Annotated in this window: 24 protein-coding genes and 1 pseudogene; 7 read left to right on the top strand and 18 right to left on the bottom strand. The window is 73.7% G+C overall.

Features of this window, described 5'->3' with window-relative positions:
* Positions 1 to 4 precede the first annotated feature (4 nt).
* On the top strand, positions 5 to 568 hold the full coding sequence (locus tag BLW47_RS08535) for a GNAT family N-acetyltransferase (RefSeq protein WP_091553984.1): 564 nt from the start codon (positions 5 to 7) through the stop codon (positions 566 to 568).
* Positions 569 to 603: 35 nt separating this feature from the next.
* On the opposite strand, the gene dapB is transcribed toward BLW47_RS08535, so the two are convergent.
* The 16 genes and pseudogenes from dapB to rimP form a co-directional block, all read right to left on the bottom strand.
* Complete coding sequence (gene dapB / locus BLW47_RS08540) at positions 604 to 1,362, bottom strand: 4-hydroxy-tetrahydrodipicolinate reductase (RefSeq protein WP_091553988.1); 759 nt, start codon at positions 1,360 to 1,362, stop codon at positions 604 to 606.
* Between the two features lie 53 nt (positions 1,363 to 1,415).
* The gene (locus BLW47_RS08545; protein WP_091553991.1) at positions 1,416 to 2,780 is read right to left on the bottom strand and encodes a M16 family metallopeptidase; all 1,365 of its coding nucleotides are present in this window, start codon (positions 2,778 to 2,780) and stop codon (positions 1,416 to 1,418) included.
* Between the two features lie 8 nt (positions 2,781 to 2,788).
* On the bottom strand, positions 2,789 to 5,179 hold the full coding sequence (locus BLW47_RS08550; protein WP_091554649.1) for a polyribonucleotide nucleotidyltransferase: 2,391 nt from the start codon (positions 5,177 to 5,179) through the stop codon (positions 2,789 to 2,791).
* 234 nt (positions 5,180 to 5,413) lie between these two features.
* Entirely contained in the window at positions 5,414 to 5,683 is a 270-nt protein-coding gene (gene rpsO / locus BLW47_RS08555) for a 30S ribosomal protein S15 (protein WP_091553995.1), read from the bottom strand.
* 159 nt (positions 5,684 to 5,842) lie between these two features.
* Positions 5,843 to 6,775 (bottom strand): bifunctional riboflavin kinase/FAD synthetase, encoded by a 933-nt coding sequence (locus BLW47_RS08560; protein ID WP_091554650.1) that lies wholly within the window; start codon positions 6,773 to 6,775, stop codon positions 5,843 to 5,845.
* Between the two features lie 45 nt (positions 6,776 to 6,820).
* Positions 6,821 to 7,705 carry a tRNA pseudouridine(55) synthase TruB gene (truB, locus tag BLW47_RS08565; RefSeq protein ID WP_091553997.1) on the bottom strand — a complete coding sequence of 295 codons (885 nt, stop codon included), beginning with the start codon at positions 7,703 to 7,705 and terminating at the stop codon, positions 6,821 to 6,823.
* Between the two features lie 91 nt (positions 7,706 to 7,796).
* Complete coding sequence (locus BLW47_RS08570) at positions 7,797 to 9,131, bottom strand: MATE family efflux transporter (RefSeq protein ID WP_091554000.1); 1,335 nt, start codon at positions 9,129 to 9,131, stop codon at positions 7,797 to 7,799.
* A gap of 502 nt (positions 9,132 to 9,633) precedes the next feature.
* Entirely contained in the window at positions 9,634 to 9,852 is a 219-nt protein-coding gene (locus BLW47_RS08575) for a DUF6186 family protein (protein ID WP_091554003.1), read from the bottom strand.
* Positions 9,849 to 10,256 (bottom strand): hypothetical protein, encoded by a 408-nt coding sequence (locus BLW47_RS08580; RefSeq protein ID WP_091554007.1) that lies wholly within the window; start codon positions 10,254 to 10,256, stop codon positions 9,849 to 9,851. Before BLW47_RS08580 ends, BLW47_RS08575 begins: the two co-directional genes overlap by 4 nt.
* Before the next feature lie 51 nt (positions 10,257 to 10,307).
* Positions 10,308 to 11,420, bottom strand: coding sequence for a DHH family phosphoesterase (locus BLW47_RS08585; protein ID WP_091554010.1), 1,113 nt, complete (start codon positions 11,418 to 11,420; stop codon positions 10,308 to 10,310).
* The gene (gene rbfA, locus BLW47_RS08590; RefSeq protein ID WP_091554013.1) at positions 11,417 to 11,902 is read right to left on the bottom strand and encodes a 30S ribosome-binding factor RbfA; all 486 of its coding nucleotides are present in this window, start codon (positions 11,900 to 11,902) and stop codon (positions 11,417 to 11,419) included. The genes BLW47_RS08585 and rbfA overlap by 4 nt, the downstream gene beginning before the upstream one ends.
* 156 nt (positions 11,903 to 12,058) lie before the next feature.
* Positions 12,059 to 12,352: a DUF503 domain-containing protein gene (locus BLW47_RS08595; protein ID WP_091554016.1), complete on the bottom strand. Its 294-nt coding sequence runs from the start codon at positions 12,350 to 12,352 to the stop codon at positions 12,059 to 12,061.
* 116 nt (positions 12,353 to 12,468) lie between these two features.
* The gene (gene infB, locus BLW47_RS08600) at positions 12,469 to 15,441 is read right to left on the bottom strand and encodes a translation initiation factor IF-2 (RefSeq protein ID WP_091554020.1); all 2,973 of its coding nucleotides are present in this window, start codon (positions 15,439 to 15,441) and stop codon (positions 12,469 to 12,471) included.
* Positions 15,442 to 15,534: 93 nt separating this feature from the next.
* Positions 15,535 to 15,866 (bottom strand): annotated as a pseudogene (locus tag BLW47_RS08605) (YlxR family protein).
* A 9-nt stretch (positions 15,867 to 15,875) separates the two neighbouring features.
* Positions 15,876 to 16,922, bottom strand: coding sequence for a transcription termination factor NusA (gene nusA, locus BLW47_RS08610; protein ID WP_091554027.1), 1,047 nt, complete (start codon positions 16,920 to 16,922; stop codon positions 15,876 to 15,878).
* Positions 16,919 to 17,545, bottom strand: a complete 627-nt coding sequence (rimP, locus tag BLW47_RS08615) for a ribosome maturation factor RimP (protein WP_091554031.1) — start codon at positions 17,543 to 17,545, stop codon at positions 16,919 to 16,921. Before rimP ends, nusA begins: the two co-directional genes overlap by 4 nt.
* Before the next feature lie 234 nt (positions 17,546 to 17,779).
* Between rimP and BLW47_RS08620 the strand changes: the two genes are divergently transcribed.
* The 5 genes from BLW47_RS08620 (at position 17,780) to BLW47_RS08640 (ending at position 22,861) form a co-directional block, all read left to right on the top strand.
* Entirely contained in the window at positions 17,780 to 18,322 is a 543-nt protein-coding gene (locus tag BLW47_RS08620; protein ID WP_245736536.1) for a hypothetical protein, read from the top strand.
* A complete protein-coding gene (locus tag BLW47_RS08625) occupies positions 18,319 to 18,741 on the top strand; it encodes a ferritin-like domain-containing protein (RefSeq protein ID WP_091554035.1) in 423 nt (140 codons plus the stop codon). The genes BLW47_RS08620 and BLW47_RS08625 overlap by 4 nt, the downstream gene beginning before the upstream one ends.
* Positions 18,742 to 18,810: 69 nt before the next feature.
* On the top strand, positions 18,811 to 19,401 hold the full coding sequence (locus BLW47_RS08630; protein ID WP_091554038.1) for a PadR family transcriptional regulator: 591 nt from the start codon (positions 18,811 to 18,813) through the stop codon (positions 19,399 to 19,401).
* The gene (locus tag BLW47_RS08635; protein ID WP_091554041.1) at positions 19,398 to 20,111 is read left to right on the top strand and encodes an ABC transporter ATP-binding protein; all 714 of its coding nucleotides are present in this window, start codon (positions 19,398 to 19,400) and stop codon (positions 20,109 to 20,111) included. Before BLW47_RS08630 ends, BLW47_RS08635 begins: the two co-directional genes overlap by 4 nt.
* Complete coding sequence (locus tag BLW47_RS08640; protein ID WP_245736537.1) at positions 20,108 to 22,861, top strand: ABC transporter permease; 2,754 nt, start codon at positions 20,108 to 20,110, stop codon at positions 22,859 to 22,861. The genes BLW47_RS08635 and BLW47_RS08640 overlap by 4 nt, the downstream gene beginning before the upstream one ends.
* A gap of 7 nt (positions 22,862 to 22,868) precedes the next feature.
* Here BLW47_RS08640 and BLW47_RS08645 read toward each other — a convergent pair whose 3' ends face one another.
* Both BLW47_RS08645 and map read right to left on the bottom strand, forming a co-directional pair.
* Positions 22,869 to 23,585, bottom strand: coding sequence for a VIT1/CCC1 transporter family protein (locus tag BLW47_RS08645; protein ID WP_091554045.1), 717 nt, complete (start codon positions 23,583 to 23,585; stop codon positions 22,869 to 22,871).
* Positions 23,582 to 24,439: a type I methionyl aminopeptidase gene (map, locus tag BLW47_RS08650; protein WP_091554048.1), complete on the bottom strand. Its 858-nt coding sequence runs from the start codon at positions 24,437 to 24,439 to the stop codon at positions 23,582 to 23,584. The genes BLW47_RS08645 and map overlap by 4 nt, the downstream gene beginning before the upstream one ends.
* Before the next feature lie 106 nt (positions 24,440 to 24,545).
* On the opposite strand from map, the gene BLW47_RS08655 reads away from it, so the two are divergent.
* A complete protein-coding gene (locus BLW47_RS08655; RefSeq protein ID WP_245736538.1) occupies positions 24,546 to 24,857 on the top strand; it encodes an STAS domain-containing protein in 312 nt (103 codons plus the stop codon).
* Positions 24,858 to 24,865 lie beyond the last annotated feature (8 nt).

Consider the following 24,865-nt stretch of genomic DNA (forward strand, 5'->3'; position numbering starts at 1 on the left):
ACTCATGTCGCTCGGATATGTCCGCCCAGCCCGCCCCGAGGACGCCGGCGAGGTCGCGCGGGTCCAGTTGGCGACCTGGCGGGTCGCGTATCGGCGGTTGCTGCCGAAGCACGTGCTCGACCGGCTGGACGAGGCGTGGCTGACCCGCCAGTGGCGCGCCGCGATCGAGGCCCCGCCGTCGGAACGGCACCGTGTGCTGGTCGCCGTCGAGCAGGCCGACCAATCGTACTTGGTGGGTTTCGCGGCCTCCGGGCCCGTGGACGAGCAGGCGCTCGCCCCGGAGGAGCCGGCCGAGGCGCTCGGGCCCGGCGCGGTGGCGGTCACCGATCTGCTCGTGGAGCCGCGCTGGGGGCGGCGCGGGCACGGCAGCCGGCTGCTGTCGGCCAGCGTCGACCTGTGGCGGGAGGACGGCTTCGCGACCGCGGTGGCCTGGGCCTACGAGGGCGACGAGGCGACCCGGAAGTTCCTCACCTCCACCGGATGGGAGCCCGACGGCGCGGCACGCGCCCTCGACGTCGACGACATGCTGGTCCCCCAGCTCCGCCTGCACGTCTCCCTGGCCGAGTAACGGCTCCCCCGCGTCGCGATCCTGCAGGCGGAGCGTCAGTCGATCAGGGCGTCGAGGCCGACCGTGAGGCCGGGGCGGTGGCGTACGGCGCGGACCGCCAGGAGGACGCCGGGCATGAAGGAGGCCCGGTCGTACGAGTCGTGGCGGATCGTCAGCGTCTCGCCGGTCGTGCCGAAGAGCACCTCCTGGTGCGCGACCAGACCCGCGGCGCGCACCGAGTGCACGCGTACGCCGTCGACCTCCGCGCCGCGCGCGCCCGGACGCTCGTCCTTGGTGGCGTCCGGCATCGCGCCCAGGTTCGCCGCGGCGCGCGCCTCGGCGATCACCCGGGCGGTGTGCGCGGCGGTCCCGCTCGGCGCGTCCAGCTTCTTCGGGTGGTGCTGCTCGATGATCTCCACCGACTCGAAGTACCGGGCCGCGCGGGCGGCGAACTGCATCATCAGCACGGCGCCGATCCCGAAGTTGGGCGCGATCACCACGCCGACGCCCGGCTTGCGCGCCAGCCAGCTACGCACCCGCTCCAGGCGCTGCTCGCTGAAGCCGCTCGTGCCGACCACGACGCTGATCCCCTGGTCGATGCACCAGTGCAGGTTGTCCATCACCACGTCGGGGTTGGTGAAGTCCACGACGACCTCGGCACCCGCGTCGGAGGCGTTGAACAACCAGTCGCCCTGGTCGATCATCGCCACCAGCTCGAGATCCTCGGCGGCATCGACGGCCCGGCACACCTCGGTCCCCATCCGGCCGCGCGCGCCCAGCACGCCGACCCGGATCGCGTCACGCTCGTCAGTCACGGGGCACAACCTATCCCACGGCGGACGTCACGAAACAGCGCACGTCCGGGCGACTACCGCGCGAAGTCGCCCTCGTCGAACGGACCGACCACGGCCAGCGCCATCGGCCGGCTCAGCAGCTCGGCCGCGAGGCGGTTGACCTCGTCGGCGGTCACCGCGTCGACCCGGGCCAGCAGCTCGTCGACGGAGAGCAGGTCGCCGAAGAGCAGCTCACCCTTGGCCAGCCGGCTCATCCGTGATCCGGTGTCCTCCAGGCCGAGCACGTACGAGCCCTTCGCCATGCCCTTTCCTCGGGCCAGCTCGGCGTCGGTGATCCCGTCCGCGGCCACCTTCGCCAACTCGGTACGGGTCAGCTCCAGCACCTCGTCGACCTTGCCCGGCGCGCAGCCGGCGTAGACCGCGAAGACGCCGCTGTCGGCGTACTGGCTGGAGTAGGAGTAGACGGAGTACGCGAGCCCGCGGCGTTCGCGGATCTCCTGGAAGAGCCGGCTGGACATGCCGCCGCCGAGCACGTTGTTGAGCACGCCGAGCGCGAACCGCCGCTCGTCGAGCCGCCCGATGCCCTCGCAGCCCAGCACCACGTGCGCCTGCTCGGTCTCCTTGGCGCGCACCACGGTGCGGGTGCCGGTCCGCACGGCCGGCGCGGCCGGGCGGTGACCGGCGGGCTCGGCCGGCGCGACCTCCAACGGCGTGCCGCGCAGCGCCTGCCGCACCTGCCGCACCACCTCGGCGTGGTCGAGGTTGCCGGCCGCGGCGATGACGATGGCGGGGGCGGCGTAGCGGCGCCGGTAGAAGCCCTGGATCTGTCGGCGGGTCATCGCGGAGACGGTCTGCTCGGTGCCGGAGATCAGCCGGCCCAGCGGGTGCGTGCCGTAGATCGCCTCGGTGAACAGGTCGTGCACCTCGTCGCCGGGCTCGTCGTCGTGCATGGCGATCTCTTCGAGGATGACGGCCCGCTCGGTCTCCACGTCCGCGGCGGCGAGCACCGAGTCCGCGACCAGGTCACAGACCACGTCGACCGCGAGCGGCAGGTCCTCGTCGAGCACCCGCGCGTAGTAGCAGGTGTACTCCTTGGTGGTGAAGGCGTTGGTCTCGCCCCCGACCGCCTCGATCTCCGAGGAGATCTGCAGTGCGCTGCGCTTGCGGGTGCCCTTGAAGAGCAGGTGCTCCAGGAAGTGCGAGACGCCGGACTGGGCCGGCGTCTCGTCGCGGGACCCGACCGCCACCCAGACCCCGAACGACACGCTGCGCGTCGTCGGGATCGCCTCGGTGAGGATCCGCAGCCCGCTGGGGAGCACCGTCCGCCGGACGGTGCCGCCCAGGGGGTCGGCCGACACGGTGCGGGTGACCGCCCGGGCCGGCGCTTGCGCGCCGGCCCGGGAACTGGTCGATCGTGTTGTGCGCGACGCGCGATTCATCGCACGCGTCAGCTGTGCCGGGTGCGACGGCGACGCTCGCCGCCGCCCTCGCCACCGCCTTCGCCGCCCTCGCCGCTCTCGTCACGGCCACGGCCCGGGCCGCGCTCGCCACGCTCACGGTCGCCGCGGTCCCGCGGAGCCCGGTCGCCGCGCTCGCGCCCGGCCGGGCGCTCGCCACCGGCGGGACGCTCGCCGCCGGCCGCGGCCGGCGCCTCCTCGCCCTCCGGGCGCACCTTGTCCAGGTAGATCTTGCCGCGGGCGTCGATGTCCGCGATCTGCACCTCGACCTTGTCGCCGACGTTGAGGAAGTCCTCGACCTTCTCGACCCGCTTGCCGTCGCCCACCTTCGAGATGTGCAGCAGGCCGTCGCGGCCGGGCAGCAGCGAGATGAAGGCGCCGAACGCGGCGGTCTTCACCACGGTGCCGAGGAACCGGTCGCCGACCTTGGGCAGCGTGGGGTTCGCGATCGCGTTGATCCGCTCGACCGCCGCCTCGGCGGAGGGGCCGTTGGTCGCGCCGACGTAGATGGTGCCGTCGTCCTCGATGGAGATCTCGGCGCCGGTCTCGTCCTGGATCGCGTTGATGGTCTGACCCTTCGGGCCGATCACCATGCCGATCTTGTCGACCGGGATCTTCACCGTGGTCACCCGCGGCGCGTAGTCGGACATCGTCGCCGGCGCGTCGATCGCGGCCGCCATCACCCCGAGGATGGTCTGCCGGGCCTCGCGGGCCTGCTGGAGCGCGGCCGCCAGCACGTCCGACGGGATGCCGTTGAGCTTGGTGTCGAGCTGCAGCGCGGTGACGTACTCCGGGGTGCCGGCGACCTTGAAGTCCATGTCGCCGAACGCGTCCTCGGCGCCGAGGATGTCGGTCAGCGTCACGTACTCGGTCTTGCCGTCGACCTCGTCGGAGATCAGGCCCATCGCGATGCCGGCGACCGGCGCCTTCAGCGGCACACCGGCCGACAGCAGCGCCAGGGTCGACGCGCAGACCGAACCCATGCTGGTGGAGCCGTTGGACCCGAGCGCCTCGGAGACCTGGCGGATGGCGTACGGGAACTCCTCGCGCGCCGGCAGCACCGGGATCAGGGCCCGCTCGGCGAGCGCGCCGTGCCCGATCTCGCGCCGCTTCGGCGCGCCGACCCGGCCGGTCTCACCGACGGAGTACGGCGGGAAGTTGTAGTTGTGCATGTAGCGCTTGGACTTCTCCGGCGAGAGCGTGTCCAGCGCCTGCTCCATGCGGAGCATGTTCAGCGTGGTGACGCCGAGGATCTGCGTCTCGCCGCGCTCGAACAGGGCGCTGCCGTGCACCCGCGGCAGCACGCCGACCTGGGCGGTCAGGTCGCGGATGTCGCGCGGGCCGCGGCCGTCGATCCGGACCTGGTCGCGCAGCACGCGGCTGCGCATCTCCGACTTGGTCAGCGACCGGAAGGCCGCGCCGATCTCCTTCTCACGCCCCTCGAACTGGGCGGAGAGCTGCTCGTACGCCTTTTCCTTGACGCGGTCCAGGGCCTCCTCGCGGTCCGCCTTGCCGGCGATCCGCAGCGCCTCGGCGACCTCGGAGCGGACCGCGCCGGCGACCGCCTCGTAGACGTCGTCGCTGTAGTCGAGGAAGATCGGGAACTCGACGACCGGCTTGGCCGCGACGTCGGCCAGCTCGCTCTGCGCCCGGCACAGCTCCCGGATGGCCGGCTTGGCGGCCTCCAGGCCGCTGGCCACGACCTCCTCGGTGGGCGCCGTGGCGCCACCGGCGATCAGCTTGGCGGTGTGCTCGGTGGCCTCGGCCTCGACCATCATGATCGCGACGTCACCGTCGGGCAGCGTGCGGCCGGCGACCACCATGTCGAAGGTGGCCCGCTCCAGCTCCTCGTAGGTCGGGAACGCGACCCACTGCCCGTCCACGCACGCCATCCGGGTCGCCCCGATCGGGCCGGAGAACGGCAGGCCGGAGAGCTTGGTCGACATGGAGGCCGCGTTGATCGCCACGACGTCGTACGGGTGCTGCGGGTCGAGCGCGAGAACGGTCTCGACGACCTGGACCTCGTTGCGCAGCCCCTTGACGAAGCTGGGGCGCAGCGGCCGGTCGATCAGCCGGCAGGTGAGGATCGCGTCCTCGCTCGGCCGTCCCTCGCGGCGGAAGAACGAGCCGGGGATGCGACCCGCGGCGTACATCCGCTCCTCGACGTCGACGGTCAGCGGGAAGAAGTCGAAGTGCTCCTTCGGCTGCTTGCTCGCGGTCGTCGCGGAGAGGACCACCGTCTCGCCGAGCTGGGCGATGACGGAGCCGGCGGCCTGGCGGGCGAGGCGGCCGGTGGAGAAGGTGATCTCACGCGTCCCGAAGGACCCGTTGTCGATCACGGCCTTGCTGTGCTGGTTGCCCAGCGAGTTCTGGTCTGCCATCAGTGCGTTGCACTCCTTTGTGTCGTTGGGGCCCACGACCTCGGGGAGCTGCTCAGACGGCCGGTCATCGATTGAAGCGCCCGGGGGAGCCGGCTTCGCGCCGGCCGGCCCGGGGGCCACTACCGAGGACCGGTGCGCTGACCGGCTCCCCACGGGGTGGTCGAGCTCGCCCCGGTATTCGGGTGGTGAGACGCCAGCGGGGAGCGACCGCCGCGCGATCGCTCCCCGCTCACGTCACCGCCGCAGGCCGAGTCGCTCGATGAGCGAACGGTAGCGGTTGATGTCCTTCTTCTGCATGTAGTTCAGCAGTCGCCGGCGGCGACCGACCAGCAGCAGCAGACCACGACGGCTGTGGTGGTCGTGCTTGTGCACCTTCAGGTGCTCGGTGAGGTCGGCGATGCGCTTGGTGAGGACCGCCACCTGCACCTCGGGGGAACCCGTGTCACCCTCGACGGTGGCGTACTCCTGGCGGATCTTGGCCTTGGCTTCCTGGTCGAGCGCCATCTTCTCCCTGTTCTGTGGGTTCGTCACAAACCTCGCACCCGCGGCGTCGTGCAGGCACGCGAGGCCCATCGTCGGCAAATCCGACGTCCCGCCCAGGCTACCAGCCCACCGGCGCGACCACCCGTCAGGCCGCCCCCGTGGGGCCCGGCGGCGGCGCGGCTAGCCCAGCACCTCACGCGTACGGGCGACGTCCTCGGTGATCTGCGCCACCAGCGCGTCGACCCCCTCGTACCGGCGCATCTCCCGCAGCTGCGCGACGAAGTCCAGGCAGAGCCGCTCGCCGTAGAGGTCGCCCTCGAAATCGAGCACGTACGCCTCCACCCGGCGCTCCCGCCCGGAGAAGGTGGGGTTGGTGCCGATCGACACCGCCGCCGGCAGCGCCGGACCGCGCCCCGCCCCCCGCACCAGCCGGGCGGCGTACACCCCGTCGGCGGGCACCGCGGCGTGCCGGTGCGTGAGCAGGTTGGCGGTGGGAAAGCCCAGCTCGCGGCCGCGCTGGTCGCCGCGGACCACCACCCCCTCCAGGCGGTGTGGGCGGCCGAGCGCCGCGGCCGCCGCGGTCACGTCGCCGGCGGCGACGCAGGCCCGGATGTACGTGGACGAGAAGACCGTGTCGTCGACGGCGACCAGCGGAGCGTCCTCCACCCCGAAGCCGAACGTGCGCCCCAGCTGTCCCAGCAGCGCCACCGTGCCGGCCGCTTTGTGCCCGAACCGGAAGTTCTCCCCCACCACGACGAGCGCCGCGTGCAGGTGCTCGACGAGCATGTCGTGCACGAACTGCTCGGCCGGCAGCCGGGAGAACTCCGGGGTGAACGGCACCACGCAGAGCACGTCGACGCCGAGCGCCTCGATCAGCTCCGCCTTGCGGGCCGGCTCGGTGAGCACCGCCGGGTGCGAGCCCGGCCGGACCACCTCGGCGGGGTGCGGGTCGAAGGTGACCACGACCGAACGCACCCCCAGCTCCTTCGCGCGCGCGACCGCGTGCCCGATCGTCGCCTGGTGGCCCCGGTGGACGCCGTCGAAGACGCCGATGGTCACCACCGAGCGCCCCCAGCCCGCGGGCACCGCCTCGAAGCCCCGCCACCGCTGCATCCGTTCCTCCTCCTGGCCGTACGCCCGTGCTCGGCGCGGCACCGGTCACGCGGGCGCGAGGACGATCTCCGCCCGCGCCCGGCCGTCCCGCTCGCTGACCACCGCCAGCAGGCTGCCGTCGGGGGCGAAGACGGCGTACGGGCCCGCGATGCCGAGCTGTGCGATCGGCCCCCCGTGCGAGAGCACCTTAGCCTCGTCCGCGGTCGCGTCCCGGCGCGGGAAGAACCGGTCCGCCGCCGCGGCCAGCGGCAGGTTCACCACGTCCGGCGCCCGCTCCTCCAACTGCGGCAGGGTCGCCGCCTCGGCCAGCGTGAACCCGCCGACCGCGGTGCGGCGCAGCGCGGTGAGGTGACCGCCGACCCCGAGCGCGGCGCCGAGATCCCGGGCGAGCGCCCGGATGTACGTGCCGGACGAGCAGTCGACGTCGACGTCCACGTCGACCACGTCCGGGCCGGGGCGCCGGATGGCGAGCACGTCGAGGCGGGAGACGGTGACGCGGCGCGCGGCCAGGGTCACCTCCTCGCCCTCACGCACCCGCTTGTACGCCCGCTGCCCGTCCACCTTGATCGCGCTCACCGCGCTCGGCACCTGGTCGATCTCACCGGTCAGCGGCGTCAGGCCGGCGCGGATCTGCTCGTCGGTCACGTGCCCGGCCGGCGTCGCGGCCACGACCTCGCCCTCGGCGTCGTCGGTGACGGTGGACTGGCCGAGCCGGATCGTGGCGGTGTAGGACTTCGCGGAGCCGATCACGTACGTGAGCAGCCGGGTGGCCCGGTTGACTCCGATCACGAGCACGCCGGTCGCCATCGGGTCGAGCGTGCCGCCGTGCCCGACGCGGCGGGTGCGCGCCAGCCGCCGGATCCGGGACACCACGTCGTGCGAGGTCATCCCGCCCGGCTTGTCCACCACGATCAGACCGTCCGCGCTCACACGCCCGCCCCACGTCGCCCGCTCATGGCGTCCAAGCGTGCCAGACACCCGGTCGGCGGTCGTCGAAGGCCCCCGTCCGATACGCCCCTGCTCAGGTGGGGCGGACGGCGCCGACCACGGCCCACCTGCCGGAACGCAGCCGCAGCAGCAACCCCACGAGCCGGACCACGATGAAGACGGTGAGCCCGGCCCAGATCCCGCCGAGCCCGAGGTCGAGCGCGTAGGCCGCCCAGATCGCCGGCAGGAACGCCCCGAGCGCCGCGACGATCGTCAGGTTTCGCAGGTACCGGACGTCCCCCGCGCCGATCAGCACGCCGTCGAGGGCGAAGACCACGCCGGCGATCGGCTGCATCGCCACGAACCACGGCCACGCGATCATGGCCTGCCCGTGCACCTGCGGGTCGTCGCTGAACCAGCTCGGCACGACGCCGGCGCCGGCCGCGATCACCAGCGCGAAGGCGACCCCGCAGACCCCGCCGATCAGTGTGATCCGACGGGCGAGCCGGCGTGCCCCGGCGGCGTCCCCGCGGCCGAGCGCCGCGCCGACCAGGGACTGGGCGGCGATCGCGACGGCGTCCAGGACCAGCGCCGTGAAGAAGAACAGCTGGACGGCGATCTGGTGCGCGGCGACCACCGCCGTGCCGAACCGGGCCGCCACGGTCGTCGCGGACAGGAAGCTGGCCTGGAACGCCGCGCCCCGCACGAGCAGGTCGCGGCCGAGCACCAACTGCCGGACGATGACGGCCGGATGCGGGCGCAGCGACACCCGCTCGGCGACCAGCGCGCCGACGAAGAGGACGCCGGAGACCGTCTGCGCGACGACGTTGGCGACCGCCGAGCCGATCAGCCCGAGGCCGAGCGGGTAGACCAGGAGCGGGCAGAGCACCGCGGAGAGGACGTTCGCGCCGAGCACGTAGCGCAGCGGCCGGCGCGTGTCCTGCACCCCGCGCAGCCAGCCGTTGCCCGCGGCGGCGAGCAGCAGGCCGGGCGCGCCCAGCGCCGCGATCCGCAGCCACTGCGCGGCGGCGTCGGCGACGTCGGATCCGCCCCCGGCGAGGGTACGGGCCAGCGGCGCGGCGAGAAACTGGAGACCGACCGCGAGCGCGAGTCCCACGGCGACGGCGAGCCAGGAGGCCTGGACCCCCTCGGCGACGGCGGCGGCCCGGTGGCCGGCGCCGAAACGCCGGGCGGCGCGGCCGGTCGTGCCGTACGCCATCACGGTGCCGAGCCAGGCGGCGACCGACATGACGGTGCCGCCGATCGCGACGGCGGCCAACGGGACCCGCCCGAGGTGGCCGACGACCGCGGTGTCGACGAGCACGTAGAGCGGCTCGGCGGCGAGGACGACGAGGGCGGGCAGCGCCAGACCGGCGATCCGGCGCGGCGAGGCGGCGGATGTGGGCGCGGTGTCGGCGGCGGGGCTCATCGCCCCGCATCGTGTCACGCGCGAAGTAAGTGATGCAAACCGGTTGGCTGCTTACACTTGCGTAGCCGCCACGGCCTCGACCCGGTCACGGCCGACCGGGTCATCCCCGACTGCGACCGGACCGGGCACCGGTCACTGGCGGGTGTCCATCGAGGTCTGCAGCGCGCGTCGCGCCTGCTCGCGTGCCTCGTCGACGGTTTCGGTCTTCGGCTTGCTCGGCATCGGAGTCGTCCTTCCAGGGCACGCCCGGCGCCATCACGGCGCGCGGGGCGGCGGGAACGGGTCGGTGCGCGGGCCGCGGCCGTCCGGGGTCGCCGGAGGGATGGCCGGGGCGGCGCGAGCCCGGGTCGGTGGACCCCGGAGGCGTGCGGCTGCCGTCGGGCGCTGTCACCGATCGTTGTCGGATCAGCGCGGCGTGCATCCAGAAAACCAAGTTATCGTTCAGGTCCACATCCTGCGCACGGTTCCCGCATTACGAGACGTTAAGGTCGGCGAAAATCAATCAGCGGGCGAAAAAGTGCCAGCCGACCCACCACCAGAACCCGAACAGCCCGATCCGGCCCACCGGCACCCGGCCGACCTCGTACTGCATGACGAAGGCGCAGACGTCGCCGAGGGAGGGGATCCGGGAACGCTCGCGCCGGCTCGCGAACTCCAGCACCGCCACGAGCCCGATCGCCGCCAGGAAGCCGACGATCACCAACAGCCGCGTCGCACTCATCGGCGCACCAGCCCCCAGAACGCGCTCAACCAGCCGAAATAGACCACCGAGCGGACGAGACCGTCCTCCAGCAGCGGATCGGCGAGCCGGGAGAAAGTCGGGAAGTCGTCGGTGGAGCCGAGCACGAACGTCGAGCCCTCAAACACGCCGAAGACCACCACCGGCACCACCCACCAGACCGCACCCGAGCCGAGCCGCCCGGGCGGCGGCCGGCGCGGCACGCGGTTGGTCAGGCCCAGCCAGATCAGCGCACCGCCGGTGCCGACGGCGTAGAGGTTCGCCTGGGCGGAGAAGGACGGCAGCTGTCCACCGACCACCGACATGAGGACGAGCACCGGCACCGAGACGGCCGGACGGTCCCAGGGCCGCGGCGCTGCCGCGGTGAGCTCCGACGGCTGTTCCATCCTTCGATTGTCACCGCCGTCGATCCCGGCGGAAAGCGCAAATTCCCCCGGTTATCCCTGATCTTCCGGGAAGACGCCGCCGTCGGCCGGGGTACTGCCGCCGGTCAGCACGTCGCCGCCCGTGAGCTCGGCGCGGATCGCCTCGACCACCTGCGCCGCGGAGCCGTACCCGGTGAAACCGGCGGCCAGCCGGTGACCGCCGCCGCCGAGCGCCACGGCCACCCGACTGACGTCCACCGCGCCCTTGCTGCGCAACGACACCGCCCACTCCCCCGCGGCGACCTGCTTGAGAACGCAGCTGACGTCGGCCTCGATCGCGCACCGGACCGAGTCGATCAGCGCCTCCAGCACGTACGCCGGCTGGTCGTGGCGCGCCAGGTCGTCCAGGGTCGCGTACGTCCACACCAGGCCGCGCCCGCCCGCGGCGCCCGGCTCCAGCTCGGCGCGTTGCAGCACGTCGCCGTAGAGCCGGACCGCGCCGAACGGACGGCTGTCGAAGACCCGCCGCGCGATGTCACCCGGACGCAGACCCGTGGCGATCAGCCGCGCGGCCATCTCGTGCACCGCCGGGGTGGTCGCGTCGAACCGGAACGAGCCGGTGTCCGTCGCGACCGCGACGTAGAAGCACTCCGCGATCTGCCGGTCGAGCGGAACCCCGAGCCGGTCCAGCAGTTGCTCGGCGACGACCGAGGTGGCCGCGGCCATCGGGTCGACCAGGTGGATCGCGCCGAACCGGGTGTTGGAGGCGTGGTGGTCCAGCACCACGGAGCGCGCGGTGAGCAGCCGGTCGGCCAGCGGGCCGAGCCGGGAGGCGCTCGCGGCGTCGAAGCAGAGAACGAGGTCCGGGTCGGTCCACGCCGCGTCAGCGGGGACGAGCAGGTCGAGCCCGGGCAGCCCCTGGAACGGCAGCGGCACCTCGGGCGGGCCGGGGAAGGTGGCCTGCAGGCGGCGTACGCCGAGCCGGTGCAGGCCCAGCGCGAAGCCGAGCATGCTGCCCAACGCGTCGCCGTCCGGGTTCACGTGGCAGATCAGCAGCACCCGCGCGTCGGCCGACAGGTCGCGCAGCGCCGCCACCGCCGCCGCCCACTCGGCCTCGGTCGGGCCCGACGGGGACGGCGACGCGGGCGCCTCCGCGACCGCGGAGGCGCCCGGAGCGTCGATCATCGGCGTTCCTCGGCGCGGTCCGCCGTTTCCCGCTCGGCGCCCTCGGTCTCCTCGTCCTCGTCCTCGTCCTCGACCCGGTACGGCTGCGCCTCCCCCGCGTACTGGGCGTTCGCGGCGAGTCGCTGCACCTCCGCGTCGGCGTGCCGCGCGGCGGCGAGCAGGTCATCGATGTGCTTGACCTGGTCCTGCACGTCGTCGAGGACAAAGGTCAGCGTGGGCGAGTGGCGCAGGCCGAGCGCCTTGCCGACCGTGCTGCGCAGCATGCCGTTGGCGCTGTCCAGCGCCGCGGCCGTGCCGGACTGCGCGGCCGCGTCACCGAGGACGGTGTAGAAGACCGTCGCGTCCCGCAGGTCGGCGGTGATCCGGGCGTCGGTGATCGTGATCATGCCCAGGCGGGGGTCCTTGATCTGCGTGCGCACCACCGAAGCCACCAGCTCCCGCACACGTTCCGCGTGCCGGCGCACCCGGGCCGGGTCCGTCATCTCGTCACCTCCGCCACTCGCCGCCCCCGGGTCCGGCGTGACGCTCCGTGCGGGACCGCCGTGGCCGACCCGGCCAACGTGTCGACACTACCTGCGGTCCGCCCTGGCACGCCTGCGGGCGGGCCTCCCTCACCCGGCCGCACCATGCCGTCGCTGTCAGTCATCGGCACCGTGCAACCGCCGCCGCACCGACAGCAGTTCGATCTCCGGACGGGCCGCGACGAGCCGCTCGCAGGCGTCCAGCACCTCGCCGACGTGCCCCGGCTCGGCGGCCACCACCGCTACCCCCAGCTCGGCCCGGCCGTGCAGGTCGAGCGCGCCGACCTCGGCGGCGGAGACCTCGAACCGACGCAGCGCCGCGAGGATCGGCCGTACATATGATCGTTTCGCCTTGAGCGACCGGGAATCGCTCGGCAACAACAGGTCGAAGATCGCTGTTCCGGTATACATCGCCGGTCAGGATAGCCATCCCGCCGCCGGCCCGCGCCCCAATTTGATCAACGGCGGGGGCGGAAACGGCGGCGGGCCCGGTGCGTCGCACCGGGCCCGCCGTGAAACCGTCACCGTCAGGCGCGCGGCTTCTCCCGCATCTCGAAGGTCTCGATCACGTCGCCGACCTGGATGTTGTTGTAGTTGCTCACAGTCAGACCACACTCGAAGCCGTCGCGGACCTCGGTGGCGTCATCCTTGAACCGCTTGAGCGAGCTGATCGTGAGGTTGTCCGCCACGACCGTGCCGTCGCGCAGCAGCCGCGCCTTGGCGTTGCGTCGGATGACACCCGACCGCACGATACAACCCGCGATGTTGCCGATCTTGGACGAGCGGAACACGTCGCGGATCTCCGCGGTGCCCAGCTCGACCTCCTCGTACTCCGGCTTGAGCAGGCCCTTGAGCGCCGCGTCGATCTCCTCGAGCGCCTGGTAGATCACGGTGTAGTACCGGATCTCCACACCCTCGCGGTCGGCCATCTCGCGAACCTTGTTCGAGGCCCGCACGTTGAAGCCGATGATCGTCACAGCCTCCGAGGACGCGCTCGCCAGCATGACGTCGCTCTCGGTGATCGCGCCGACGCCCCGGTGGATGATCCGCAGCTGGACCTCCTCCGGGATGTCCAGCTTGAACAGCGCGTCCTCGAGCGCCTCCACCGAACCGGAGACGTCGCCCTTGAGCACCAGGTTGAGCGAGGTCTTCTCGCCCTCCTTGAGCTGCTCCATGAGCGTCTCGAGGGTCGCCCGGCCGCGGGAGTTGGCGAAGCTCGCCGCCCGCCGCCGCGCCTGCCGCTGCTCGGCGATCTGCCGCACCGTGCGGTCGTCCTCGGCCGCCAGGAACGTGTCGCCGGCGCCCGGAACCGCGGTCAGACCGAGGACCATGACCGGACGCGCCGGACCCGCCTCGCTGAGCGGCTTGCCGTTCTCGTCGAGCATCGCCCGGACCCGGCCGTGCGCGCCACCGGCGACGATCGAGTCGCCCGCCCGCAGCGTGCCCTTCTGGACCAGGACCGTCGCCACCGCGCCGCGCCCCTTGTCGAGGTGCGCCTCGATCGCGACACCCTGCGCCGGCCCGTCGATCGGAGCGGTCAGCTCCAGCGACGCGTCCGCCGTCAGCAGCACGGCCTCGAGCAGGTCCTCGATGCCGATGCCCGGCTTCGCCGCGACGTTGACGAACATCGTGTCGCCGCCGTACTCCTCGGCGACCAGCCCGTACTCGGTCAGCTGCTGGCGGACCTTGTCCGGGTTCGCCTCCGGCTTGTCGACCTTGTTGACCGCGACCACGATCGGCACGTCGGCCGCCTTGGCGTGGTTGAGCGCCTCGATGGTCTGCGGCATCACGCCGTCGTCCGCCGCGACGACCAGGATCACGATGTCGGTCACCTGGGCACCACGGGCACGCATGGCGGTGAACGCCTCGTGACCCGGGGTGTCGATGAAGGTGATCGCCCGGTCCTCGCCGTCGTGCGGCACGCGCACCTGGTAGGCGCCGATGTGCTGGGTGATGCCACCCGCCTCGCCGGCCACCACGTTCGCCTTGCGGATCGCGTCGAGCAGCTTGGTCTTACCGTGGTCGACGTGACCCATGACGGTCACGACCGGCGGCCGGCTGACCAGGCGCTCGGCGTCCACCTCGGCGTCGAGGTCGATGTTGAACTGCGCGAGCAGCTCGCGGTCCTCGTCCTCGGGGCTGACGATCTGCACGTCGAACCCGAGGTGCTCACCCAGCAGCAGCAGGGTCTCGTCCGAGCACGACTGCGTCGCCGTGACCATCTCACCCAGGTTGAACATCTCCTGGACGAGCGAGCCGGGGTTGGCGTTGATCTTGTCGGCGAAGTCGGAGAGCGAGGCGCCGCGCGACAGCCGGACGACCTGACCCTGACCCCGGGGCGCGCCCGAGCTCATGGTCGGGGCGGACAGGTTGTCGAACTCTTGTCTGCGCTGCTTCTTCGACTTGCGACCGCGGGCCGGCTTACCGCCCGGACGCCCGAAGGCACCCGCGGCGCCGCCGCCGCGACCACGACCGCCACCACCCGGACGGCCCGCGCCGCCGGCCGCCGGAGCGCCGCCGCCACGGTAACCGCCGCCGCCACCGCCGGGACCCCCACCGGGACCCCCACCGGGGCCGCCGCGGTATCCACCGCCGCCGCCACCACCGGGACCGCCGCGGAAGCCGCCACCGCCGCCACCACCGGGACCGCCGCGGAAGCCGCCGCCACCACCGGGACGACCCGCGCCGCCACCGGGACGACCGGCACCGCCGGGACCGCCGGGGCGACCCGGACGCTGCGCCGGCATGGACGCCGGGCTCGGCCGCGGGGGCATCGACGCTGGGCTCGGCCGCGGAGGCATGCCGGCCGGGTTCGGACGGGGGCCGCCACCGGCCGCCGGACCGGGGCGCGGAGCGGCGCCGCCCGGCGTGATGCCGAACGGGTTGTTGCCGCCGCTACGCGCCGGCGGACGGGCGCCCGGACGACCCGGGGCCGGTGCCGGTGCGCCGGGGGCCGCGGGCCGACCGGCCGCGGGCGTGCCGGGGCGCGGCGGAACCGCACCCGGACCCGGCTTCGGACGGGGGGTGCCATCGGCCGGCGGCTCGCGCCGGACCGTTTCACGCTGCCTCGCGGCCTGCTGGGCGGCCTTGACGGACGCCTCCTGCTCGGCCTTGAGGGCCGCGGCGCGCGCCTCGGCGGCCGCCACCTCGATGTCGTGCGCGCTCGCCGGCTTGGCCACCGGCGCGGCCGGCTGCGGCGGACCCGGGACCGGGCCCCTGGGCTTGGCCGCCGGAGCCGCCGGCCGCCGCGGCGGCATCGGCTTCGCGGAAACCTTGGACTCGCCGGTGTTCGCCGGCGGGACGGAAGCCGGGGCGGCCGCCGGCGCCGGGGCCGACGCCGCAGCCGCGAACGCACCACGAAGCCGCCGGGCGACCGGCGCTTCCACCGTGCTCGACGCCGACTTGACGAACTCGCCCATCTCTTTCAGCTTGGCGAGTACGGTCTTGCTCTCGACCCCGAGCTCTTTTGCCAGCTCGTGTACGCGGGCCTTTCCTGCCACTGCACTCCTCACTCCGAGGTCGTGCGGGCAGCACCCGCAACAACCTCACTCGTGCACTTGAAGCCTGATCATTTCTGGGACTTCATCGTGTGCTCATGTCGGTCGTCCTACCTTGCTTGCGACCCTCGTCCGCCCGGATGGTCGGACGTAGTGGTTAACGCACTGATGTGTCCGGCCAGCTCACCGGTGTCGGGGACCCCGGTCAGTCGCAGCGCGCGCCCGAAGGCACGACGCCGCTGCGCCAGCGCGAGACAAGCCGGATCGGGATGCACATGCGCTCCCCGACCCGGCAGCCTTCGGGTCGGATCAGGGCGGAGACTGTAGCCAGCCCCGTTCCCGACCGCGACGACCCGCAGCAACTCGGAGGTCGGCGCACGCCGCCGGCAACCCACACAGGTGCGCTCCGGCCACGCACGTCCTACCACTACGAAAGTCTACCCCGCCGCGCCCGAGACCGCGTCGCCCGCCTCCGTCGCGTGATCAGCGCCGCGCGGCATCGCCGCCGCCTGCTCCGTATCGGAGCGGATGTCGATGCGCCAACCGGTCAACCGTGCCGCGAGCCGGGCATTCTGCCCCTCCCGGCCGATCGCCAACGACAGCTGGAAGTCCGGCACCGTCACCCGGGCGGCCCGGCTCACCGCGTCGACGACCTCCACCCGCAGCGCCTTGGCCGGCGACAGGGCGTTGCCAACGAAGGCCGCCGGGTCGTCCGACCAGTCGATGATGTCGATTTTCTCGCCGTGCAGCTCACTCATCACCGCGCGCACCCGCTGGCCCATCGGGCCGATGCAGGCGCCCTTGGCGTTCACCCCGGGCGTGGTCGAGCGCACCGCGATCTTCGTACGGTGACCTGCCTCACGCGCGATCGCCGAGATCTCGACCGTGCCGTCGGCGATCTCGGGCACCTCGAGCGCGAAGAGCTTCTTCACCAGGTTCGGGTGGGAGCGCGACAGGGTGATCTGCGGGCCACGGAAGCCCTTCGCGACGTGCACCACCACGCACCGGATCCGCTGCCCGTGCTCGTAGAGCTCGCCCGGCACCTGCTCGGCCTGGGGCAGCACCGCCTCCAGCTTGCCGAGGTCGACGCTGACGATCCCCTTCTCGGCGCGCGCCTCGTGCGCCTGGATCACACCGGTGACCAGGTCGCCGTCGCGCCCGACATACTCGCCGAAGTGCACCTCGTCGGTGGCCTCGCGCAGCCGCTGCAGGATGACCTGTTTCGCGGTCATCGCGGCGATCCGGCCGAAATCATGCGGGGTGTCGTCCCATTCCCGGACGACCCCGCCCTGCTCGTCGAGCTCCTGCGCGTAGACGAGGGCCGCGCCGGAGCGTCGGTCGATCTCCACGCGGGCGAACTGCTCCGCCCCGTCCGTGTGCCGGTAGGCGGTCAGCAACGCGGTCTCGATCGCTGCGAGGATCGTGTCGAACGGGATCTCCCGCTCGCGCTCCAGGGCGCGCAGCGCCGCGAGGTCGATGTTCACCTCTCCTCGTCCTCCACTTCCTCGTCGTCGGCTGCGCCCTCGATCTCCTGGAGGTCCTCGTCGGACAACTCCTCGAGGCGCGTGAACTCCACCTGCACCCGCCCCGGCCCGAGGCCGTCGTACGCAAACTCCCGTACCGTGCCGTCCACGTCCAGCGTCACACGCTCATCGTCGGCCGCGGTCACCCGGCCGGTGACCTGGCGGTCCCCCGCCGTCACCCGCACCAGCCGGCCGATGTTGCGCCGCCAGTGCCGCGGCAGCGTCAACGGCCGGTCGACCCCCGGCGAGCTGACCTCCAGCTGGTATTCGCCCGCCAGCAACTCACCGCCGCGCTCCTCGGCCGCGTCGAGCGCGGCGGAGACCGCGCGGGAGACGTCCGCCACGGCGTCGAGGTTGATCCCCTGCTCGGCGTCGACGATGACCCGCACCACGTGCCGGCGGCCGGCCCGGGAGACGGAGACATCCTCCAGGTGGTAGCCCTGATCCGTAACCACGGGCTCGATCACCGCCCGCAACTGGACCCGCCGCGCGGCGAGGTCCCCGCGTGCTCGCTCGCCCGCCGGGCGGGAGGTCGGGCGCGTGCCGGCCGGTGGCCTGCCGGCGGCGCGGCCACGCTGCGTCATCTGGCGCACCCCTTCGGTACTCGGCGGCCTGGCGAGAGGAACCATGCCGGTCTGCCGCCGGGCCGACATGCCCAGCGGCTGCGGAGAGCCTAACCCGCGCGCCGAGACGGGGACCGGCCGGCGCACCGATAGCCGTCGGCGGGGCCACACGGGCGACGCCCACGGCGGCCCGGAATGGTGTTGACTAGCCCGGTGCCAAGCAGGAACGAACCGGTGCCAAGCAGGAACGAACCGGTGCCAAGCAGGAACGAACCGGCCCCGACAACGAACAGCGCCCCCGACGGTGACGTCCGGCGGCTGTCCCGGCGCGGGCTGCTGCGGATCACCGCCGGCGCGACGGTGACCGTCCCGGCCGCGGCACTGACCGGCTGCGGCCTGTTCGACCGCGACCCCGACACGCCCCCGGCGCCCGATCCGCTGGCGCCGCTGCTCGCCGGCGCGCTGGATCTCGCCGCCCGGCACGAGGCCGCCGCGGCCGCGCGCCCGGAACTCGCCGACCGGCTCGCCCCGATCGCGCAGGCGCACCGCGCGCACGCCGCCGAACTGGCCCGGGTCATCGGCGCGGCGGCGGCGACCCCGACCGCGACCGCCGGCCCGACGTCGGCGGGTCCCGGCGGCGCCGACGACGTCCGGGGGATGCTGGCCGATCTGCGCGCCGCCGAGCGGGCCGGGCAGGCGGCGGCCGTCCAGGCGTGCCGCGCCGCCCCGGCCGCCCGCGCCGCGCTGCTCGGCTCGATCGCCGCCGCGCGCGCCACGCATCTGGAGGTGCTGACGTGACCGAGGCGCTCGCCGCGGCCCTGGCCGCCGAACACGCGGCGATCTTCGCGTACGGGCCGATCGGGGTGCAGCTCGACGACGCCGCGCAGAAACAGGCGCGGGCGGCCGAGGCGGCGCACCGCGCCCGGCGGGACACGCTGGTCGTGCTCCTCGCCGGCGAGGGTGCGACGCCGGCCCCGGCCGAGCCCGGCTACGCGCTGCCGTTCCCGGTGACGGACCGCGCGACCGCGTTGCGGCTGGCGACGGCCATCGAGGAACGGACGGCGGCGGTCTGGCGCGCGGCGCTGCCCGCGACCACCGGCGCCGAGCGCGCCCAGTCGCTGGACGCGCTCACCGACTGCGCCGTCCGCGCCACCCGTTGGCGCCGGCTCGCCGGGACCGCCCCGGCGACCGTGCCGTTCCCCGGACGCGCCGGCTAACGGCCGGCTGTCAGCGAGATCACGAGCGCGACGATTGCCCCCGCCATACCGGGTATGCATACTCGGTCGGTGTCCATCCGCCACGGTCTCCTCGCCCTGCTCGAACGCGGTCCCATGTACGGCTACCAGCTGCGCGCGGCGTTCGAGGAGACCACGGGGGCGACCTGGCCGTTGAACATAGGGCAGGTCTACACGACGTTGTCGCGGCTCGAACGCGACGGGCTGGTACAACCGCTGCCGGAGCACGACGGGGGGCAGCGGCCGTACGAGATCACCGACACCGGGCGGGCGGACCTGGCGCTGTGGTTCGCGACGCCGGTCAGTCGCGCCGACCGGCCGCGCGACGAACTCGCGATCAAGTTGGCGCTCGCCCTGACCACGCCCGGCATCGACGTCCGGGCCGTGGTGCAGAACCAGCGCACCGCCACGATGCGGACCCTGCAGGAGCTGACCCGGCTGAAGGCCCGCGAGGACCGGCCCGGGGATCTCGCCTGGCGGCTGGTGCTGGACGCCATGGTGTTCCAGGCCGAGGCGGAGGTGCGCTGGCTCGACCACTGCGAGGCGAGCCTGGCGCGCCACCGGCCGACCGCGTCCCCGCCGCACCCCGCCGCCGCTCCGCTCCCCGCCGACCTGCCGGAACGCGAGGAGGCCGGGCGGTGACGGTGCTGCGACTGTGCGGTGTGCACCGGACGCACGGCACCGGCGCGGCCGCGGTGCACGCGCTGCGCGGGGTGGACCTTACGGTGGCGGCGGGCGAACTCGTCGCGGTGATGGGGCCCTCCGGGTCGGGCAAGTCGAGCCTGCTCAACCTGGCGGGCGGGCTGGACAGTCCGACCGAGGGCGAGGTGCACGTGGAGGGCCGGCACCTCGGCGCGCTGACCCGCGCGCAGCTCGCCCAGCTGCGCCGGCGCAGCGTCGGCTACGTCTTCCAGGACCTCAACCTGATCGCCAGCCTCACCGCCGTCGAGAACGTCGCGCTGCCGCTGGAGCTCGACGGGGTGGGCGTACGCCCGGCGCGCAAGCTCGCCACGGTCGCGCTGGACGCGGTCGGGGTCGCGGAGCTGGCGGCCCGGTTCCCGGACGAGCTCTCCGGCGGGCAGCAGCAACGGGTCGCGATCGCCCGGGCCCTGGTGGGCGAACGGCGGTTGGTCCTGGCCGACGAGCCGACCGGCGCGCTGGACTCGCAGACCGGGGAGGCGGTGCTGCGGCTGCTGCGGGCCCGGATCGACGCCGGTGCCGCCGGTCTGCTGGTCACCCACGACCCCCGGCACGCGGCCTGGGCCGACCGCGTGGTCTTCCTCCGCGACGGCGTGATGGTCGACACGAGTGGGCCGCTGCCGAGCCCGGAACAGCTGCTGGGGACGGTGTGACCGCGGCCGGACGGGACGCATCCGCCGGCCGGGGCCGCGACCGCGTCGGGATCGGCGCGCGGGCGCGGTGGCGCGGCGGGCTCGGGGCGTGGCGGGCGGCGCTGCGGATCGCCGTGCGCGAGGCGCGCCGGGCGAAGGGGCGCAACGCGCTGATCCTGGCCATGATCGCCCTGCCGGTGCTCGCGCTGACCTTCGCCGCGGTCACCTACGACATGTTCCACCTGCGGCCGGCCGAGCAGCTCAACCGTGAGCTCGGCGCCGCCGACGCGCGCGTGCAGTGGGTCAGCGAGGTCGGGCTGGAGCAGGACCCGGAGGGCCGGGGCTGGTCTTCGTCGAGCACCTCGACGCCCGGCACCGCGACCATCGACCGGTTGCTCGACGTGCTGCCCGCGGGCAGCCGGGCCATCCCGAGCACGGTGGGGCTGCTGGACGTCCGCACCGCCGCCGGCATCGCCGAGCTGGAGGTACGCGGGATCGACGTCGCCGACCCGCTCACCCGCGGAATGGTCCGGCTGCGTGCCGGACGCGCCCCCGTCGGCGACGCCGAGATCGCGGTGAGCGAGTCGGCCGGCCGCCGGCTGGGGGTGGGCGTCGGGGACCGGGTGACCAGCGGGGGCGGCGCCCGGACGTACACGGTGGTCGGCGTCGTGGAGTGGACCGACGCGCTGCGGGAGCTGCTCGTGGTGGCGCCGGAGGCGCTGCCGTCGGAGTCACCGGCCTGGCTGGTGGACACGCCCGCGCCGGTGACCTGGGAGCAGGTCGGTCAGCTCAACCGGCACGGCCTGCTGATCAGGTCCCGCGCCGTGGTGCTCGACCCGCCGCCGACCGCCGAGGAGTACCTCGCCCCCGGCGCGGACGCGGAGACGGTCGGCGGCGTCGTGCTCGTCGGCGGGCTCGGACTGCTCGAGGTGGTGCTGCTGGCCGGTCCGGCGTTCGCGGTCGGCGCGCGCCGCCGCCAGCATGACCTCGCGCTGGTGGCCGCCAGCGGCGGCGCGCCGGCACATCTGCGCCGGATCGTGCTCGCCGACGGCGTCGTGCTCGGCGTGGCCGGCGCGGTCGTGGGCATCGCCGGAGGGGTGGCCACCGCCGTCGCCGCGCATCCGCTGATCGAGCAGCACCTCGCCCACGCGCGCGTCGGCGGCTACCGGTTCTTCCCGCTCGCGCTCGTCGGCATCGCCGCGCTGGCGGTGCTCACCGGGCTGCTCGCCGCGCTGGTGCCGGCGTACACGGCTGCGCGGCAGGACGTGGTGGCCACGCTCGCCGGCCGGCGCGGCATCGTGCGGTCGCGGCCCCGCTGGCTGGCGCTGGGGGTGGCGCTCACCGTCGCCGGCGGCGCGCTCGCCGCGTTCGGCGCGTCGCACACCAACAGCAACGTCATTCTCAGCGGGGTGGTGCTGGCCGAGCTCGGTCTGGTGCTCTGCACCCCGGCGCTGGTCGGACTCGTCGCCCGCGCCGGACGCACGCTGCCGCTGGCGCCCCGCATCGCGCTGCGCGACACCGCCCGCAACCGGGCTGCCGCGGCGCCCGCGATCTCCGCGGTCATGGCGGCCGTCGCCGGCAGCGTCTCGCTGGGCATCTTCCTGGCCAGCGACGACCTGCGCGGGGCCGCCATGTACCAGCCGTCCACCCCTCCGGGCTACGTGCAGGTGCTCGAGTCGGATACCGGGCCGGCGCTACCGCCGGACCGGGTGCGGGCGGTCGCGTCCGCCGACATCGCGCTGACCGGGCTCGTCGAGCTGCGCCGGCCGATGTGCCGGGACGACCCCGCACCGGAGCAGTGGTGCGAGCTGCATCTGCGGGTGCCGCCCGAGGCCGGTTGCCGGTACCTGCAGATGCAGCTCCCGACGGGCGCGGATGCCCGCGCGGCCGCCGCCGACCCCCGCTGCCGGGAGACGGCCCGCACCCTGTACCCGGGCTACATGGGGTTCGCGATCGACGACGGCGCCGGGCTGCCGATCGTGACCGGGGCGCACGGCGAGGACGCCGACCGGGCGGTGCGGACGCTGCGGGCCGGCGGCGTCGTGGTCAGCGACGACCGCTACGTCGTCGACGGGACCGTCACGCTCGACGTGGTCACGACGGTGGACGGCGAGGGGGGCGAACCGAAACCGCCCGCCCGGTCGGTGACGGTTCCCGGGTACGCGCTGCGCACCGGGCTCAACGCGCCGATCGTGGTCTACTCGGCCACGGCCGTGGCGAGGGCCGGCCTGGCGACCCGGCAGTCCGGCTTCACACTGGCGACCGGCGCGACGCCGACGGTCGCGCAGGAGGAGCGCCTCCGGTCGACGCTGCGGGAGTTGAAGCCGGGGCTGCAGCTGCACGTGGAGCGTGGGCGGGGCGCGTCGAACGCCCCGATGCTGATCGTGCTGGCGATCGCCGCCGGCCTGGTCACGCTCGGCGCCGCCGCCATCGCCACCGGGCTCGCCGCCGCCGAGAGCCGGACGGAACTGTCGACCCTGGCCGCGATCGGGGCCAGCCCGGGGGTGCGGCGGCTGCTGTCGCTCAGTCAGTCGGGAGTGATCGCCGGCCTGGGTACGGTGCTCGGGATCGTGGCCGGCCTCGTCGCCGGGCTCACCATCATCGCCGCGCTCAACCAGGGGCACCGCGGCGTGTGGCCGGCGCCGCAGCCGTACCCGTTGGTGGTGCCGTGGAGCACGCTCGCCGTGCTGGTGGCGGTGCCGTTGGTGGCGATGCTGGGCGCCGGGCTGCTGACCCGGTCCCGGCTCCCGATCGAACGCCGCCGCGACTGACGCCCGCTCAGCCGAGGCCGCCGGCAACGCCGATCAACCGCCCGATCAGGTACGTCGCGGCGGCGGCCGCGGCGCCGAGCAGCAGTTGGCGCAGCCCGTTGTTCCACCAGCGCCGCCTCGTGAACCGGGCGACGATCGCGCCCGCGGCGAAGAGGCCGACGCCACCGACGGCCAGCGCCGGCCAGAGCTGGTCGAAGCCGAGCAGGTACGTCAACAGCGGGATCAGCGCCCCCACCGAGAAGCAGAGGAACGAGGAGAAGGCCGCCGTCCAGGGGCTGGGCTGCTCGCCCGGTTCGACTCCCAACTCCTCGCGGGCGTGCAGCCGCAGCGCCTCCTCGGGGTTGTCCCGGATCGCGTCGGCGACCTGCTGGGCCAGGTCGGCCGGGAGGCCGCGCCGCACCCACGCCTCGGCGAGCTCCCGCGCCTCCGCCTCCGGGTGCCGCTCCAGCTCGCGCCGCTCCTTGGCGATCTCCGCGGCGATCTGCTCGTTCTGGGTCTGCACGCTGGTGTATTCGCCGAGCCCCATCGAGATGGCCCCGGCGACCAGGCCGGCGACCCCGGTGAGCACGATGTCGCGCGGCGGGACGCCGCCCCCGCCGACGCCGGCGATCAGCGCGATGTTGGTGACCAGCCCGTCCATGGCCCCGAAGACAGCCGGACGCAGCCAACCACCGGACACGTCGGCGTGGTGGTGCTCGTCGAACGCGGCGGGGGCGTCCGTCACGGGAGCGTGAGGATCTCGTACCCGTCCTCGGTCACGACGATCGTGTGCTCGAACTGCGCCGTCCAGCGCCGGTCCTTGGTGACCACCGTCCAGCCGTCGTTCCACAGCTCGTACTCGTGCGTGCCGAGCGTGATCATGGGCTCGATCGTGAAGGTCATCCCGGGCTCCATCACGTCGGTGGGGCGCGGGCTGTCGTAGTGCGGCACGTAGAGGCCGCTGTGGAAGGCCTCGCCGATGCCGTGGCCGGTGAAGTCGCGGACGACGCCGTAGCCGAAGCGGCGGGCGTACGACTCGATCACCCGGCCGACGACGTTGATCTGCCGGCCGGGGGCGACGGCCCGGATCCCCCGCATCATCGCCTCGTGGGTGCGCTCGACGAGCAGCCGCGCCTCCTCGGAGACCTCGCCGACGCAGAACGTCGCGTCGGTGTCCCCGTGCACGCCGCCGATGTACGCCGTGACGTCGACGTTGATGATGTCGCCGTCCTCCAGCACCGTGGAGTCCGGGATGCCGTGGCAGATCACCTCGTTGAGGCTGGTGCAGCACGACTTGGGGAAGCCGCGGTAGCCGAGCGTCGACGGGTAGGCGTCGTGGTCGCAGAGGAACTCGTGCACCACGCGGTCGATCTCGTCCGTGGTGACGCCCGGCTTGCAGTGCTCGCCCGCGAGCTGGGTGGCCCGCGCCGCGATCCGCCCGGCGATCCGCATCTTCTCGATCGTCTCTTCGCTCTGCACGTGCGAGCCGCGGTATTCCTTCGGGCGCTTCTTCCCGACGTACTCCGGGCGGGCGATGTGGGACGGCACCTGCCGCCACGGGGAGAGCGTGCCTGGGGTGAGCGGTGCACGGACGGTCATGGTTGCAGCCTATCGCCGGCGCCCTGCGGCCCCCACGCTTCGCCCCACCGCTGCCGCGGACCCGCCGATCGTTGCCGAGGCGGAACTAATGTGGCATCGTGGCCCGGTGGATCAAGAAGGCCGGGAGTCTGTCTTCTCCGCGACCACCGAACTCGACGGCGACCACGCCACCGTCCGTGTCCGGGGCGAGGTCGACCTGTCGACGGCGGACACCATGTTCCAGGCGGCGACCCGGGCGGACGCGCCCCGGGTGACGCTGGACCTGCGCGAGGTGATGTTCTTCGACTCCGCCGCGATCCAGGCGCTGATCCGCCTCGCCGACCACTGCCCGGAGCTGACCGTGCTCCCGTCCCGGCAGGTCCGCCGGGTGCTCGACATCTCGGGGCTGGGCGAGCAGCCCTGGCTGGCCACCACCTGAGCCGACCG

This window comes from Micromonospora pattaloongensis (genome assembly GCF_900107255.1).
GTDB lineage: Bacteria > Actinomycetota > Actinomycetes > Mycobacteriales > Micromonosporaceae > Micromonospora_I > Micromonospora_I pattaloongensis.